This is a genomic window from Streptomyces sp. NPDC045022, from assembly GCF_056432605.1.
In genome coordinates, this window is the sequence record NZ_JBWKIR010000011.1 from 220,668 (window position 1) to 236,519 (window position 15,852).

The window sequence follows — 15,852 nt, forward strand, 5'->3', positions numbered from 1 at the left end:
AGAGAGATACGGATGTGCCGAGATACGGATGTGCCGCCGCCTCCCCACTCAGTCGCAAGTGAGGAGGCGGTTGTCAGGCTATTGCGGGTGAGGTGCCGTCAGGCGCTTACGCGAGGTCCCGCTTGGCGGCGATCTTCGACGACAGGCTGTAGATGTCGATGAAGCCCTTGGCGGCGGCCTGGTCGAAGGTGTCGCCAGTGTCGTACGTGGCGAGGTTGAAGTCGTACAGCGACGACTCCGAGCGCCGGCCGGTGACGACCGCGCGGCCGCCGTGCAGGGTCAGCCGGATGTCGCCGGAGACGTGCTGGTTGGCCTCGTTGATGAAGCCGTCCAGGGCGCGCTTGAGCGGGGAGAACCACTGGCCGTCGTAGACCAGCTCGCCCCAGCGCTGCTCGACCTGGCGCTTGTAGCGGGCCAGCTCGCGCTCGACGGTGACGTTCTCCAGCTCCTGGTGGGCCGTGATGAGCGCGATCGCGCCCGGGGCCTCGTACACCTCGCGGGACTTGATGCCGACGAGGCGGTCCTCGACCATGTCGATCCGGCCGATGCCCTGGGCGCCGGCCCGCTCGTTCAGCTGCTGGATGGCCTGCAGGACGGTGACGGGCTTGCCGTCGACGGCGACCGGGACACCCTCCTTGAAGGTGATGATCACCTCGTCGGCCTCACGCGGGGCGGCCGGGTTGGAGGTGTACTCGTAGATGTCCTCGATCGGGGCGTTCCAGATGTCCTCCAGGAAGCCCGTCTCGACGGCGCGCCCGAAGACGTTCTGGTCGATGGAGTACGGGGACTTCTTGGTGGTGGCGATCGGGAGCTGCTTGTCCTCGCAGAAGGCGATCGCCTTGTCCCGGGTCATCGCGTAGTCGCGGACCGGGGCGATGCACTTCAGGTCGGGGGCGAGGGCGACGATGCCGGCCTCGAAGCGGACCTGGTCGTTGCCCTTGCCGGTGCAGCCGTGGGCGACCGTGGTGGCGCCGTGCTTCTTGGCGGCGGCGACCAGGTGCTTGACGATCGTCGGCCGGGACAGGGCGCTGACCAGCGGGTAGCGATCCATGTAGAGGGCGTTGGCCTTGATCGCCGGGAGGCAGTACTCGTCGGCGAACTCGTCCTTGGCGTCCGCGACCTCGGCCTCGACCGCACCGCACGCGAGGGCGCGCTTGCGGATGACGTCCAGGTCCTCGCCGCCCTGGCCGACGTCGACCGCAACGGCGATGACCTCGGCGCCCGTCTCCTCGGCGATCCAGCCGATGGCGACGGAGGTGTCCAGACCGCCTGAGTAGGCGAGTACGACGCGCTCGGTCACGGGTTTCTCCTCACAGTGCATTCGCTGACATGCATGAGTATGCAGAACTCCGCATGATTCGTCAATCGGCGCCGCGAGTGCCGTGCGCGGCGGGATCCCGGCCGGGTCTTCGGCAATTCCTTAGACAGGTGAACGACTTTCGCCGACAATCGTCAGACATGGGAAAGACCTATGAGCGCATAGACGGCAGACTCCGCACGTTCATCGAGGAGCAGCCCCTGTTCTTCACCGCGACCGCCCCGCTGTCCGCCGACGGCACGGTCAACCTCTCCCCCAAGGGACTCAGGGGCTCGTTCGTCGTGCTGGACGAACTCACCGTGGCCTACCTGGACTTCGCCGGATCCAACGCCGAGACCATCGCGCACCTCAGGGAGAACGGGCGGATCACCCTGATGTGGTGCGCCTTCCAGGGGCCGCCGAACATCGTGCGGGTGCACGGCCGGGGCGAGGCGGTGTTCCGTGACGACCCGCGCTTCGGGGACCTGGTCGCCCATTTCCCGGACATCGACCCGGGCACGCACGGGTTGCGCGCGGTCATCGTCGTCCACGCCGAACTGGTGCGGGACACCTGCGGGTACGCCGTCCCCCACATGGCGTACGAGGAGGACCGGGACCTGCACGCGAAGCGCTTCGGCCGCGAGGACGACGCCTCGCTGAACGCCTACTTCACCAAGAAAGAGCACGTCGCGACGAGCCTGGACGGACTACCCGGGCTGCCGTTGCCGCTCCCCCCGTCTAGCGTCTGAGCCATGCGCCCCGGTGTCGTCCTCGCCCTCGTCTCCGCCTCCTCCCTCGCCCTGCCAGGTCTCACGCCCGGACCCGAACCGGCCGTGCTGCCCGCGCGGATGGCGGACACGGGCGGCGGCACCCAGCTGATCACCGCCGAGGCCCCGGCGACCGGCTCGACGTCGGGGACGCTCACCTGGTGGGACCTGCGGGACGGACAGTGGGCGCGGGCCGGGTCCGCACCGGCCCGGTTCGGATCCCACGGGCTCGTCGAAGGCGGTTCACGGACCCAGGGCACGAACACGACTCCGACCGGGCTGTACGACCTTCCCTTCGCCTTCGGCACCAAGACGGCGCCCGCCGGGACACGGGAGAGGTACCTGCCGGTGCGGGAGAGTTCCTGGTGGTGCCAGGACAACGAGTCGCAGGCGTACAACCGGTGGGTGGACCCCCTGCCGGGCGACTGTCGTGCCGCGGAGGCCGAGCACCTGGTCTCCTACGCGACGCAGTACGCGTACGCCCTCGTCATCGGGTTCAACTACGACCGGCCGGTGCGGGGACGCGGCGCCGGCATCTTCCTGCATGTCAACGGGCGGGCCGCCACGGCCGGTTGTGTGTCGGTGCCGGAGGATGCCATGCGCCGCATCCTCGGGTGGGCCGACCCGGCCGCCAAGCCGCACATCGCCATCGGAACGGCGAGCGGAGCGACAGCGACCACCCGCTACTGAACGTCGTGAACCCCGGCTCCCGGGATCGCGGCGGCAGTAGGTGCGGGACGGCTGACGTCGTACGCGAGTGCCTCCGGCTCCGGCTGTGCGGGCTCAATGGCTACCCGGCCGCGGGCAACCGCACCGTGAAGGCCGTCGACCCCGGCCCGCTCTCCAGCGCCACGTTCCCCCCGTGCGCCTCCGCCACGCGTTGAAGAAGAACCGCCCGCTGCGCCGCATCGTGCTGGCCAGTGCCGCCACCGTCTCCGGGATGGTGCTGCTGCTGTCACTGAAGCCGCACACGAGTCCCACGGTGGTGACGGCTGGCACCACCAGGTCACCTGCCGCGACGGGCGGTTCGGCGCGCGGTTCCGCCGCGGGGAGCGGCACGGTCACCGGGGAGTCCGTCGAGACCCGCTGGGGGCCGGTCCGGGTGCGGGTCACGCTGAAGGACGGCAGGCTCACCGACGTGACGGCCGTCGACTACCCGCAGGACAACCCCCGCGACCAGGAGATCAACAGCTACGCACTGCCCCAGTTGCGGCGCGAGGCGCTGGCGGCACAGAGCGCGCGGATCGACACCGTGCCGGGAGCGACGTACACGAGCGACGGTTACCGCCAGTCACTCCAGTCCGCTCTGGACTCGGCAGGCCGCTGAACACTCGGCGGACGCGGGCCGTATCTGTGGGCCAAGGGTCAAGTCCCACGGAGGAACCGTGACCACCACGCTCGCAGGCGGACGTGCCGCCCGCCGCCAGACGATGCGCCGCATCCGCCCGCGCCGCTCCCCCGCCGTCCCGCTGCTGCTGGCGGTCTGGGCGGGCGCGGTGGCCGTGCTGTGGCTCTGGTGGCACAACACCCCGTCGATCGCCGACGACAACAGCAGGATCCTGAACGCGGGCCGGATCACCGGCCTGCTGGCCGGCTACCTGATGGCGCTGGTCGTGCTCCAGATGGCGCGCGTGCCGGCGCTGGAGCGGCGGGTCGGCTCCGACCGGGTGGCCCGCTGGCACGCGATGAGCGGGCGGTACACGCTGTGCCTGATCGTCGCGCACGTGTTCCTCACCATGTGGGGGTACGCGCTGCAGGCCGGCAGGTCGCTGGGCGACATCGTCCGGCAGACCATCGACTCCGTCGACCAGCTGCCCGACATGGGCAAGGCCGCCATCGGCACGGGCCTGTTCGTGCTCATCGGCCTGACCTCGACCGGCGCGATCCGCCGGCTGCTGCCCTACGACACCTGGTACCACGTCCACCTGCTCACCTACGCGGCGGTGTTCCTGACGTTCTGGCACCAGATCACCGCCGGCAACGACTTCGCCGTCGAGCCCACCGCCAAGACCTTCTGGTACGCGCTCTACGGCACGGTCACCGCGTTGGTCCTCTGGTACCGGGTCCTCACCCCCATCCGGCTGAACCTCCGGCACCGGATGCGGGTGGAGGCGGTCATCGAGGAGACCCCGGGCATCGTGTCGGTGCTGATCGGCGGGCGGAAGCTGCACCGGATGGGCGCGGAGGCGGGCCAGTTCTTCCGCTGGCGCTTCCTCGCACCCGGTATGCGTTTCAGCTCGCATCCGTACTCGCTGTCGGCGGCGCCCCGGCCGGGTCTGCTGCGGATCACGGTGAAGTCGATCGGCGACCACAGCGCCCGGCTGCGCGAGCTGACGCCCGGCACCAGGGTGTGGGCCGAGGGCCCGTACGGCGCGCTCACCGCGCAGCGCCGCAGCCGGGGCAAGGTGCTGCTGGTCGCGGGCGGGGTCGGCATCACGCCGATGCGGGCGCTGTTCGAGACGCTGCCCGGGGCGGCCGGTGACATCACCCTGCTCTACCGGGCCAACACCACCCAGGACCTGGCCCTGTGGGACGAGCTGGCGGCGATCGCCAAGGAGCGGGGCGCCCGCCTGATGTACGCGGTCAACAGCCCGGAGGGCGAGCGGCCCGACATCTCCGCGGAGAATCTCCAGCGGAAGATCCCGGACCTCGACCACCACGATGTCTTCATGTGCGGCCCGCCCGGGTTCGCGCAGTCGGTGTACGAGGCACTGCGCGGCGCGGGGGTCCCCGCCCGCCGCATCCACCACGAGTCGTTCGAGATGTGAGCGGGAGCCACAAAGAGATCGGGAGTCAGGGAGCGATGAGGAAGAGCCACCCCATTCGGCGGGTCGTGCTGGCCACCGCGGCGACGGTGTCCGGTGTCGTGCTGCTGCTGTCGCTGAAGCCGGCGTCCGGCCCGGCCGCGGCCTCGGCGGCGGGCGCGGCCCAGCAGCAGACGGCGACGGGACAGGAGTCCCCGCAGGGCGGCGCCCAGGCCTCGACCGGCTCCGGCACGGTGACCGGTGACGCGACGCAGACGCAGTACGGGGCCGTGCGGGTACGGCTGACCGTCAGCAACGGGAAGATCACCAAGGCGGAGGCGGTCGAGGCACCCAAGGGCGGACTCAGCGACCAGAAGACGCAGCTCGCCGTCCCCCGGCTCAACCAGGAGGCCGTGGCCGCACAGAGCGCGCACATCGACGCGGTGTCCGGGGCGACGTACACGAGCGCCGGGTACAAGACGTCGCTGCAGTCGGCGCTGGACAAGATGAAGTCGGCGGCGGCGTCGGGCTCCGCGGGGTCCTCGGGTTCTGCCGGCGCCTCCGGCTCGGCGCAGGCCCGTACGGTCACCGGGAAGGTCGCGCAGACCCAGTACGGCCCGGTCCAGGTGCGGATCACGGTCAGCGACGGGAAGATCACCAAGGCGGAGGCGGTCCAGGCACCCAAGGGCGGACTCAGCGACCAGAAGACGCAGCTCGCCGTCCCCCGGCTCAACCAGGAGGCCGTGGCCGCACAGAGCGCGCACATCGACGCCGTCTCCGGTGCCACCTACACCAGCACCGGCTACCAGCAGTCGCTGCAGTCGGCGCTGGACCAGAACGGCGGCTGAGACGGTGGCCGAACCGGCTGAGGGTCCCGCCGCGGTGCGTCATGCGGAGGAGGTCATGGGGACCGTCTTCTCCTTCGACGTCCGCGGCGGGGACCCCGGTGCCGTCCGGGCGGTGCTCGCCGAGGCCGTCGCCGGCCTGCACCGGGCGGACGCGCTGTTCAGCACCTACCGCGAGGACAGCGAGGTCTCGCGGCTGGCCCGGGGCGAACTGACCGTGGCGCGCTGCGCTCCCGAGGTGGCCGAGGTGCTGGAGCTGGCGGCCGAGGCGGAGCGGGTGAGCGACGGCTGGTTCAGCACCCGGTACCGCGGCTCCGTGGATCCCACCGGCATCGTCAAGGGCTGGGCGGCCGAGCGGGCAGCGCGGCTGCTGGCGGAGGCCGACGGGGTGTGCGGGGTGAGTGTCAACGGGGGCGGGGACGTCCAGATGCTCGGCGCGCCGGGGCCGCAGCGGCCGTGGCGGGTGGGGGTGGCCGATCCGCTGCGTCCCGGCGGTCTCGCGGCGGTGGTCTCGGCGGCCGGGATGGCGGAGCTGTCCGTGGCGACGTCCGGGACGGCGGAGCGCGGGGCGCACATAGTGGATCCGCGGACGGGGCGGTCGGCGGTGACGGACCTGGTGTCGGTGACCGTCGTGGGGCCCCGTCTGACCTGGGTGGACTGCTGGGCGACCGCGGCGTTCGCGATGGGGTCGCGGACCGGGCTGGCCTGGCTGGAGTCGCTGCCGGACACCGAGGCGCTGCTCATCACGGCGGGGGACGAGGTGCGGTGCACCGGGGGGCTGGCGACCCGGCTGGGCTGAAAAAGTTTCACCCGATTTGCCGGAAACGGCATCCGGATCCCGTCCTGCGCCGTATCCCCTGTGAACGAAGTTCTAGGAGGAACGAACATGGCCATCTTCAGCAGCCTGATGCCTGCGAACCGGCGGGATCACGGCAACAACTCGGGAAACGGCGACCGGTCCGGTAACGGGCACAACAACAGCGGAGGCCACAACAACAGCGGCGGCCACAACCATGGCGACCGGCACAACAACAGCGGCGGCCACAACGGCCACGGCCACCACGGCTACTGATCGCCACCCGAAGGTGAGCGGACCGGATTTCGACAGACCCGGTCCGCTCCGGCGATCCCGGAGGATGGCGTGACATGGCGAAGGTCCTGCGGCGTCTGCTGTCGCTCGGTGAGTCGTCCGACGCCGTCGTCGCGGCCGCGCCCCCGGTGCCCCCGCGCGAGGTGTTCCGGCGGTTCTGGCCGTACACCCGGGGTGGCCGGCGCTGGCTGATCCCCATCGTCGTCTTCAGCCTGGTCGGTCCCGTCGTCGACGCGGCGGAGATCTGGCTCTTCAAGATCGTCATCGACGATGTGCTCGTCCCCCGCGATCTGGGGCCGTTCCTGTGGATCGCCCCGACCTACCTGGGGCTCATCCTCTGCTCCGGCATCCTCGCGTTCGCCGACGACATGACCTCGACCTGGGTCGGGGAACGCTTCCTGCTCTCGCTGCGCTCCGACGTCTTCCGGCACGTCCAGGGGCTGTCGCTCGGCTTCTTCGAACGCCGGCGGCTCGGGGACGTGCTGTCCCGGGTGACCGGCGACGTCGACGCGGTCGAGACCTTCCTGCTCGCCGGGGTGGCGGACGCCCTGTACTACGTGGTCCGCCTCGGTGTCTTCCTCGGCCTGCTGTTCTCCCTCGCCTGGGACCTGACCCTGCTGGCCCTGGTCGTCGTGCCGGTGTTCTGGGCCGCCGCCCGGCACTTCTCCCGGCTGACCAAGGAGGCCGCGCGGGAACGCAGGCGGCGCAGCGGCTCGCTCAGCGCGATCGCCGAGGAGTCGCTGGGCAACGTCGCGCTGGTGCAGGCATACAACCGCCAGGGCTGGGAGGAGCACCGCTTCCACCGGGAGAACCTCGGCAGGTTCCGGGCGGTGATGGCCTCGACGCGGATCCGCGCCGTCTACCGCCCCATCGTGGAGCTCATCGAGGTGTCCGGCGGCCTCGCGGTCATGGGCCTCGGCACCTGGAAGCTGGCCCAGGGTCAGCTGACGCTGGGTGGACTGATGGTCTTCCTCGCCCTGATCGGCAAGCTCTACAGCCCGGTGCGCGGCCTGTCCCGGCTGGGCACCACCTTCTACGCGGCCTCCGCCTCCGCCGAGCGGATCATCGAACTGCTGGACCAGCAACCGCAGGTGGCCGAGCTGCCGGAGGCCCGGCCCACCGGGCGGGCACGCGGGGACGTGCATTTCGACGGCGTATGGTTCCGCTACCCCGGCGCCTCGTCCTGGGCCCTGTCGGGGGTGTCCTTCCATGCGGCACCCGGGGAGACGCTGGCGCTGGTGGGAGCCAGCGGGGCCGGCAAGTCGACGGTCGCGAAACTGCAGTTGCGCTTCTACGACCCCGAGCGGGGGGCCGTACTCCTGGACGGGACCGACCTGCGGGAGCTGCGGCTGTCCGACGTGCGCGAGAACGTGTCGGTGGTACTGCAGGAGACGCTCGTCTTCCACGGCACCGTGCGGGAGAACATCGCCTACGGCCGGCCGGACGCCCCGGAGGCGGACATCGTCGCCGCGGCGCACGCCGCGCAGGCGCACGAGTTCATCGAACGGCTCCCGGAGGGCTACGACACGCTGGTCGGCCAGCGCGGCCGGACGCTCTCCGGCGGGCAGTGCCAGCGGCTGGCCATCGCCCGCGCCATGATCAGGGACGCGCCGGTGCTGCTGCTGGACGAGCCGACCACCGGGCTCGACGTCCGGTCGGGGCGGCGGATCATGGACCCGCTGCGCCGGCTCATGGCCGGCCGGACGACCGTCGTCATCTCCCACAACCTGCTGACCGTCCGCGACGCCACCCGCATCGTGGTGCTCGACCAGGGCCGGGTCATGGAGGAGGGCCCTCACGACGAGCTGATCAAGCGCGACGGGGCGTACGCCCGGCTGTACCGGCTCAGCGCGATGACCGGGCTCCCGGCCGAAGGGAAGGTGCTGTCGTGAGCGTCTCCACCACCGAGGCACCGCCCCTCCCCCCGGGCACGGAACCGGCCCCGGGTTACCACGTGCTGGCGCATCTGGCGCGCACCGGCTGGCTCGACGTCTACGACGCCTGGAGCGAGGAACGGGCCTGCCGCTGTGTGGTCAAGGTGCTGCGTCCGGACCACCGGGGCGAGGAGGGGCCGGCGGAGCGGCTGCTGCGGGAGGGCCGGTGGCTGGGCCGCTTCACCCATCCGCACCTGGTGCGCGGCTACGAGACCCGCGAAGCGCCCGAGCCGCTCGTCGTCCTGGAGACCCTGACCGGCGAGACGCTCTCCCACCTCGTGCACCGGCTGCGGCGCCGGCCTGCCGCCACCGACGTGGCGCTGCTCGGCACCCAGCTGTGCTCCGCGGTGCACTATCTGCACCGGCAGGATCTACTGCACCTGGACATCAAGCCGTCCAACGTGGTGGTCGAGCGCGGCCACGCGAAGGTGCTGGACCTGAGCCTGGCACGGCCGCCCGGTCCCGCGCCCGCCGGGATCGGCACCTGCTGCTACCTCTCCCCGGAACAGGCCCGCGGCGACCCGCTCACGGCCGCCGCCGACGTGTGGGGCATCGGCATCACCCTGTTCGAGGTGGCCTGCGGCGACGTGCCCTTCCCGTGCCCGGGGCCGGGAACCGCGTCCGGCGACGGGCGCGCCGGCGCGCGGTCCCCGCAGGTGCGGCACCCGGTCCCGCCGACCGCGTCCCGGCGGCGTCTGCCCCCCGTGCTCGCCGCCGCCGTCGACAGCTGCCTGCTGGCCGATCCGTCGGCCCGGCCCACCGTCGCCGGACTGGCCGCCGCCCTGGAGGCGACGCTGCCCGTCCCGCGCCGCCTCTCTTGAGCCGGGGCGTCACGCCTCCTGGCTCGAGACCTGGCCCTTCTGCAGGTGGGCGGTGGCCAGAACGGTGCCGTCGGGGGACGTCAGGCGGGCACTGGAATACCGGGTGAGGTCGACGGGGACCGCCACACCCCAGTCACCGTGTCCGTCGCGCAGGGGGAAGTCGCCGACGCGGAGGGTCGTGCCGTCGGTGCCCTCGAGGAAGCAGCTGACCTTGCCGGTGTACAGGGCACCGGGGCCGGCGAGGGCGACGGAGATGAAGATCCATCCGGGGCGCCCCGGATGTGCGTAGACCTCGCCGGCGGACCGCCCGCGGAGCCCGTCCGAGGTCAGATCTCCGACCAGAACGGTTTCGGTGTTGGTGGCGGGCGGGGACGAGGCCGCGTTCTGCTCGACGGCGGTGCCGACCGCCCAGCCGGCGAGCCCGAAGCCGAGCGCGAGCGCGGCCGCGGCCGACGCGATCCGCAGCCGGGCCCGGCGCGCGGGACCGCGGAAGAAGCCCTTGCGCTGGAGCCGGGACGCGCGCGTGTGCGGGCGCGCCTCCTGCGCCGTCACGTCCTGGGCCAGCCGGCGCGCCATCCGGGTCTCGAACCCGAGCGGCGGTTCCCGGTCCGGCAGCAGGCCGATCAGCCGGTCGCCGACGAGGGTCAGGTGCTCGACGTACTCCCGGCAGGCCGCGCACCGTTCCAGATGCGCGACCGCCTCGGCCCACTCGCGGCCGGGCAGCACGCCGAGCGCGAGCTCGGCGCCGATCTCCCGCAGCTTCTCGCAGGTCACGTCACTGGACATGATTGCCTCGGTTAGGAGACGCGAGTGCGGTCCGCAGCTTTCCCATCGCGGCCCTGATCCGCGTCTTGGCGGTGCCCAGCGGGATGTTCTCCGAGTCGGCGACCTGCTGGGCAGTCATTCCGTAGATGCCCGCCATCACCAGGGCACGGGCCTGTTCCCGCGGCAGCCGCGCCACGGCGGCCCGGAGCTGGGACGAGGCCTCGTCGGCCAGCGCCCACCGCTCGGGGGTCTCGGTGACGACGCCCAGAAGCGCGTCGAGGTCCTCGGGTGCCACCGGCTCCGTCCGCCGTGCGCGGACGGCGTCGATGGCGAGGTTGTGCGCGATGGTCGTCAGCCAGGTCGTGACCGAACCGCGGCGCGAGTCGTAGATCTGCGCGTGACGCCAGGCACGCTCGAACGTCTGCTGGGCGATGTCCTCGGCGAGCTGCGGATCCCCGGTGACGGTCATGGCCACACCGAAGACCCTGTGCTGGAACCTCCGTACGAAGGTGACGGCGAGTTCCGGATCACCGGTGGCCAGCCCGGACAGCAGAGCCTCGTCCGGGAGACGGCCCACGGTGAACCGGGAACCCGACACACCTCTGTATACGGTCGGCGGCCGCCAGGAGATTGCCCGCCCCCTGCGGAAGATCACATTCCCATTCTCCGCCGACGGGCCGGGCCCCGCACGCGGGCCGGTGCCCGCTCAGTGCCCGTTCTGGGCCAGCATCAGCAGGTGGTCCGCCAGAGCCTGTCCCCCGGTCGGATTCCGGCTGATCAGCAGCAGTGTGTCGTCACCGGCGATGGTGCCGAGGATGTCGTGCAGCTCGGCCTGGTCGATGGCCGAGGCGAGGAACTGGGCCGCACCGGGCGGTGTACGCAGGACCACGAGGTTCGCCGAGGCCTCCGCGGAGATCAGCAGTTCCTGGGACAGGCGCCGCATCCGCTCCTCCTTCGCCGACTCGCCCAGCGGAGCGCGCGGGGTGCGGAAGCCGCCCTCGCTCGGTACCGCGTAGATCAGGTCGCCGTCGGTGTTGCGGATCTTCACCGCGTTCAGCTCGTCGAGGTCCCGGGAGAGCGTCGCCTGGGTGACGCTCAGCCCGTCGTCGGCGAGCAGCTTGGCCAGCTGGCTCTGCGACCGCACCGGCTGCCGGTTGAGGATGTCCACGATCCGGCGGTGCCGTGCGGTGCGGGTCTGCGGCACGGCGGGCCCGGCACCCGCCGCCTGCTCTTGGTCCTGCGCCTGGCTCATCGTCGTCTCATTCTCCGGATCGTCCGTCCCCATGCACTGGGTCCGCTGCCTCGAGGATGCCGGGCAGCGCCTGGAGCAGGGCACCCACCTCGTCGTCGCGGAGGTTCAGCGGCGGCATGAGCCGTACGACGTCGGGAGCGGGCGCGTTCACCAGGAACCCGGCCTCCTGGGCCGCCTGCTGCACCTGCGGCGCGCGCGGCCCGGTGAGCACGATACCCAGGAGCAGGCCCGCGCCCCGGACATAATCGATCAGCGGGTGGTCCAGCGCCTCGATTCCGTCGCGCAGCGCGGCGCTCTGCCGCTTGACGTTCTCCAGCAGCCCTTCGCCGGCGATGGTGTCCAGTACGGCGAGCCCGGCGGCGCAGGCGACCGGGTTCCCGCCGAAGGTCGTGCCGTGGTGGCCGGGCTGGAGCAGCTCGGCGGCCCGGCCGAAGGCCACGGTGGCTCCGAGCGGCAGTCCGCCGCCGAGCTGCTTGGCCAGCGTGACGACATCGGGCAGCACGCCTTCGTGGGCCTGGTACTCGAACCAGTTCCCGGTGCGGCCGATGCCGGTCTGCACCTCGTCGAGGACCAGCAGGGCGCCGGTGGCCGCGGTGATCGCGCGGGCCGCCTTGAGGTAGCCGGCCGGGGGCATCACGACCCCGCTCTCGCCCTGGACGGGCTCGATGATCACCAGGGCCGTCTCCTCGGTGACCGCGGCGGCCAGCGCCTGCGCGTCGCCGTAGGGCACGTGGGTGACGTCGCCGGGCAGCGGCTGGAACGGGCCCTGCTTGGCGGGCTGGCCGGTGAGTGCGAGCGCGCCCATGGTGCGGCCGTGGAAGCCGCCCTGGGTGGCGACCATGTGGGTCCGCCCGGTGAGCCGGCCGATCTTGAAGGCGGCCTCGTTGGCCTCGGCGCCGGAGTTGCAGAAGAAGACCCTGCCCTCCCGGCCGAAGAGCTGCAGGAGCCGCTCGGCGAGGGCGACGGTGGGCTCGGCCATGAAGAAGTTGGAGATGTGGCCGAGGGAGCCGATCTGCCCGCTGACGGCCTCGACGATCGCCGGGTGGGCGTGGCCGAGGGCGTTGGTGGCGATGCCGCCGACGAAGTCGAGGTACTCGCGGCCCTCGGCGTCCCACACCTTCGTGCCGGCACCGCGCACGAGGGGCAGGCGCGGGGTGCCGTAGTTGTTCATGAGCGCGCCCTGCCAGCGCGCGCTCAGCTCTGCGTTGCTCGCGGTACCCGTCATGACTGCTCCCCCTCGGATTCGTCGGGCACGACCATGGTGCCGATGCCCTCGTCGGTGAAGATCTCCAGCAGGATCGAGTGCTGGACCCGGCCGTCGATGACGCGGGCGGTCGTCACGCCGTTGCGCACGGCGTGCAGGCAGCCTTCCATCTTCGGCACCATGCCGGAACTCAACTCCGGCAGGAGCTTCTCCAGTTGGGACGCGGTGAGGCGGCTGATCACCTCGTCGGAGTGGGGCCAGTCCTCGTAGAGGCCCTCGACGTCGGTGAGGACCATGAGCGTTTCGGCGCCCAGTGCCGCAGCGAGTGCCGCAGCCGCCGTATCAGCATTGACGTTGTAGACATGTCCGTCGTCCTGACTGCGGGCGATGGAGGAGACGACCGGGATGCGGCCGTCGGCGAGCAGGGCCTCGATCGCGCCCGTGTCGATCGCGGTGATCTCGCCGACCCGCCCGATGTCGACGCGTTCACCGTCGATCTCGGGCCGGTGCTTGGTGGCGGTGATGGTGTGGGCGTCCTCGCCGGTCAGGCCGATGGCGAGCGGGCCGTGCTGGTTGAGCAGGCCGACCAGCTCGCGCTGCACCTGCCCGGCGAGCACCATCCGGACCACGTCCATGGCGTCCTCGGTGGTGACACGCAGGCCCGCCTTGAACTCGCTGACGATGCCGTGCCGGTCGAGGGCGGCGCTGATCTGCGGGCCGCCGCCGTGCACCACGACCGGCTTGAGACCGGCCTGCCGCAGGAAGACGACGTCCTGGGCGAAGGCGGCCTTCAGGTCCTCGTCCACCATGGCGTTGCCGCCGAACTTGATGACGACGATCCTGCCGTTGTGCCGGGTCAGCCAGGGCAGCGCCTCGATGAGGATCTGGGCCTTGGGCAGAGCGGTGTGCTTACGCGTGGTGCTCATGAGGAGTAGGCGCTGTTCTCGTGGACGTAGTCGGCGGTCAGGTCGTTGGTCCAGATCGTGGCCGTCTCGGAGCCGGCGGCGAGGTCGGCGACGATGTGCACCTCGCGGTAGCGCATGTCGACCAGCTCCCGGTCCTCGCCGACGCAGCCGTCCTTGCAGACCCAGACGCCGTTGATGGCGACGTTGAGCCGGTCCGGCTCGAACACGGCCTTCGTGGTGCCGATCGCGGACAGGACACGGCCCCAGTTGGGGTCCTCGCCGTGGATGGCGCACTTGAGGAGGTTGTTGCGGGCGATGGAACGGCCCACCTCGACGGCGTCCTCCTCGGTCGCCGCGTTGATCACCTCGACCTTGATGTCCTTGGCGGCGCCCTCGGCGTCGCCGATGAGCTGCCGGCCGAGGTCGTCGCAGACCTGGCGTACGGCCTCGGCGAACTCCTCGTACCCGGGGGTGATGCCGCAGGCGCCGGAGGCGAGCAGCAACACGGTGTCGTTGGTGGACATGCAGCCGTCGGAGTCGACCCGGTCGAAGGTGACCTTGGTGGCGGCGCGCAGGGCCTTGTCCAGTACCTCGTCGCCCAGGTCGGCGTCGGTGGTGAGGACGACCAGCATGGTGGCGAGGCCCGGCGCGAGCATGCCGGCGCCCTTGGCCATGCCGCCGACGGTCCAGCCGTCCTTGGTCACCACGGAGGTCTTGTGGACGGTGTCGGTGGTCTTGATGGCGATGGCGGCCTTCTCACCACCGTGCTCGGACAGCTGGGCGGCGGCCGTCTCCACCCCCTTGAGCAGCTTGTCCATCGGCAGCAGCACGCCGATCAGGCCGGTGGAACAGACGGCCACCTCGATGGCACCCCGGTCGAGCACCTCGGCCACCTTCTCGGCGGTGGCGTGGGTGTCCTGGAAGCCCTTGGGGCCCGTACAGGCGTTGGCGCCGCCGGAGTTCAGGACGACGGCCGAGACCTGACCGCCGCTGAGCACCTGCTCGGACCAGAGCACCGGCGCCGCCTTCACACGGTTGGAGGTGAAGACGCCCGCGGCGGCACGGCGGGGCCCGTTGTTGACCACGAGGGCCAGGTCCGGGTTGCCGTTCCCCTTGATCCCGGCGGCGATGCCCGCCGCCGTGAATCCCTTGGCTGCCGTGACGCTCACGGTGCGACTCCGATCGTGGAAAGCCCTGTGGTCTCGGCGAGACCCAGGGCGATGTTCATGCTCTGGACGGCACCGCCGGCGGTGCCCTTGGTCAGGTTGTCGATGGCGCTGATCGCGATGATGCGGCCCGCTGCCGCGTCGTGAGCGACCTGCACCTGAACGGCGTTGGAACCGTGGACGGACGCCGTGGCGGGCCACTGGCCCTCGGGGAGCAGGTGGACGAAGGGCTCGTCGGCGTAGGCCTTCTCGTACGCGGCGCGGACGGACTCCGCCGTCACCCCGGCCACGGCCTTGGCGCTGCACGTGGCGAGAATGCCCCGGGGCATCGGCGCGAGGGTCGGCGTGAACGAGACCGAGATCCGCTCTCCGGCCACCCCGCTGAGGTTCTGGATCATCTCGGGGGTGTGCCGGTGACCGCCGCCGACGCCGTACGGCGACATCGAGCCCATGACCTCGCTGCCGAGCAGGTGCGGCTTGGGCGCCCTGCCCGCACCGGAGGTACCGGACGCGGCGACGACCACCGCCTCGGGCTCGGCGAGGTGGGCCGCGTAGGCCGGGAACAGGGCGAGGGAGACGGCGGTCGGGTAGCAACCGGGCACCGCGATGCGCTTGGACCCCTCCAGCGCGGCGCGGGCGCCCGGAAGTTCGGGAAGGCCGTAGGGCCAGGTGCCGGCGTGCGGGGAGCCGTAGAACGTCTCCCAGTCGGCCGGGTCCGTCAGCCGGAAGTCGGCGCCCATGTCGACCACGAGGACGTCCGGGCCCAGCTGCTCGGCGACGGCGGCGGACTGCCCGTGCGGCAGGGCCAGGAAGACCACGTCGTGCCCGGCGAGGGCCTCGGCCGTGGTCTCGGCCAGCACCCGGCCGGCCAGCGGCAGCAGATGCGGCTGGAGCGCGCCGAGCCGCTGCCCGGCGTTGGAGTTGCCGGTCAGGGCACCGATCTCGACCTCGGGGTGCGCGAGGAGCAGCCGCAGGACCTCTCCGCCCGCGTACCCGCTCGCTCCGGCCACCGCTGCACGTACCGCCATGTCCATCCTCCTCTGGATGGCATGACTATACGTA

General features: G+C 71.5%; 17 protein-coding genes. 9 read left to right on the top strand and 8 right to left on the bottom strand.

Annotated elements, in window-relative coordinates; all coding sequences use genetic code 11:
* Positions 1–106: 106 nt before the first annotated feature.
* On the bottom strand, positions 107–1,300 hold the full coding sequence (locus tag AC07C1_RS21605; protein ID WP_478941194.1) for an argininosuccinate synthase: 1,194 nt from the start codon (positions 1,298–1,300) through the stop codon (positions 107–109).
* Between the two features lie 158 nt (positions 1,301–1,458).
* Here AC07C1_RS21605 and AC07C1_RS21610 point away from each other — a divergent pair, with 158 nt between their 5' ends.
* The 9 genes from AC07C1_RS21610 to AC07C1_RS21650 all read left to right on the top strand — a co-directional run bounded on the left by AC07C1_RS21610 (position 1,459) and on the right by AC07C1_RS21650 (position 9,498).
* On the top strand, positions 1,459–2,046 hold the full coding sequence (locus tag AC07C1_RS21610) for a pyridoxamine 5'-phosphate oxidase family protein (RefSeq protein ID WP_478941196.1): 588 nt from the start codon (positions 1,459–1,461) through the stop codon (positions 2,044–2,046).
* A gap of 3 nt (positions 2,047–2,049) precedes the next feature.
* A complete protein-coding gene (locus AC07C1_RS21615) occupies positions 2,050–2,754 on the top strand; it encodes a L,D-transpeptidase family protein (protein WP_478941198.1) in 705 nt (234 codons plus the stop codon).
* Positions 2,755–2,926: 172 nt separating this feature from the next.
* Positions 2,927–3,391 (top strand): FMN-binding protein, encoded by a 465-nt coding sequence (locus AC07C1_RS21620; RefSeq protein WP_478941200.1) that lies wholly within the window; start codon positions 2,927–2,929, stop codon positions 3,389–3,391.
* 58 nt (positions 3,392–3,449) lie between these two features.
* Complete coding sequence (locus AC07C1_RS21625) at positions 3,450–4,832, top strand: ferredoxin reductase family protein (RefSeq protein ID WP_478941202.1); 1,383 nt, start codon at positions 3,450–3,452, stop codon at positions 4,830–4,832.
* 35 nt (positions 4,833–4,867) lie between these two features.
* Positions 4,868–5,656: an FMN-binding protein gene (locus tag AC07C1_RS21630; protein WP_478941203.1), complete on the top strand. Its 789-nt coding sequence runs from the start codon at positions 4,868–4,870 to the stop codon at positions 5,654–5,656.
* Positions 5,657–5,711: 55 nt separating this feature from the next.
* A complete protein-coding gene (locus AC07C1_RS21635; protein ID WP_478941205.1) occupies positions 5,712–6,452 on the top strand; it encodes an FAD:protein FMN transferase in 741 nt (246 codons plus the stop codon).
* Positions 6,453–6,539: 87 nt separating this feature from the next.
* The gene (locus tag AC07C1_RS21640; RefSeq protein WP_478941207.1) at positions 6,540–6,725 is read left to right on the top strand and encodes a hypothetical protein; all 186 of its coding nucleotides are present in this window, start codon (positions 6,540–6,542) and stop codon (positions 6,723–6,725) included.
* Positions 6,726–6,799: 74 nt separating this feature from the next.
* The gene (locus AC07C1_RS21645; protein ID WP_478941209.1) at positions 6,800–8,635 is read left to right on the top strand and encodes an ABC transporter ATP-binding protein; all 1,836 of its coding nucleotides are present in this window, start codon (positions 6,800–6,802) and stop codon (positions 8,633–8,635) included.
* A complete protein-coding gene (locus AC07C1_RS21650) occupies positions 8,632–9,498 on the top strand; it encodes a serine/threonine-protein kinase (protein WP_478941211.1) in 867 nt (288 codons plus the stop codon). Before AC07C1_RS21645 ends, AC07C1_RS21650 begins: the two co-directional genes overlap by 4 nt.
* A gap of 9 nt (positions 9,499–9,507) precedes the next feature.
* On the opposite strand, the gene AC07C1_RS21655 is transcribed toward AC07C1_RS21650, so the two are convergent.
* From AC07C1_RS21655 to argC, 7 genes are all read right to left on the bottom strand, one after another.
* Positions 9,508–10,284 (bottom strand): hypothetical protein, encoded by a 777-nt coding sequence (locus tag AC07C1_RS21655; RefSeq protein ID WP_478941213.1) that lies wholly within the window; start codon positions 10,282–10,284, stop codon positions 9,508–9,510.
* Positions 10,274–10,861, bottom strand: coding sequence for an RNA polymerase sigma factor (locus AC07C1_RS21660; protein ID WP_478941215.1), 588 nt, complete (start codon positions 10,859–10,861; stop codon positions 10,274–10,276). The genes AC07C1_RS21655 and AC07C1_RS21660 overlap by 11 nt, the downstream gene beginning before the upstream one ends.
* 108 nt (positions 10,862–10,969) lie before the next feature.
* On the bottom strand, positions 10,970–11,515 hold the full coding sequence (locus AC07C1_RS21665; RefSeq protein ID WP_478941217.1) for an arginine repressor: 546 nt from the start codon (positions 11,513–11,515) through the stop codon (positions 10,970–10,972).
* 7 nt (positions 11,516–11,522) lie between these two features.
* Complete coding sequence (locus AC07C1_RS21670) at positions 11,523–12,740, bottom strand: acetylornithine transaminase (RefSeq protein ID WP_478941218.1); 1,218 nt, start codon at positions 12,738–12,740, stop codon at positions 11,523–11,525.
* Positions 12,737–13,645, bottom strand: coding sequence for an acetylglutamate kinase (argB, locus tag AC07C1_RS21675; RefSeq protein WP_478941220.1), 909 nt, complete (start codon positions 13,643–13,645; stop codon positions 12,737–12,739). Before argB ends, AC07C1_RS21670 begins: the two co-directional genes overlap by 4 nt.
* Positions 13,642–14,793 (bottom strand): bifunctional glutamate N-acetyltransferase/amino-acid acetyltransferase ArgJ, encoded by a 1,152-nt coding sequence (gene argJ / locus AC07C1_RS21680; RefSeq protein WP_478941221.1) that lies wholly within the window; start codon positions 14,791–14,793, stop codon positions 13,642–13,644. The genes argB and argJ overlap by 4 nt, the downstream gene beginning before the upstream one ends.
* Positions 14,790–15,818, bottom strand: coding sequence for an N-acetyl-gamma-glutamyl-phosphate reductase (gene argC / locus AC07C1_RS21685; protein WP_478941223.1), 1,029 nt, complete (start codon positions 15,816–15,818; stop codon positions 14,790–14,792). The genes argJ and argC overlap by 4 nt, the downstream gene beginning before the upstream one ends.
* Positions 15,819–15,852: the final 34 nt, after the last annotated feature.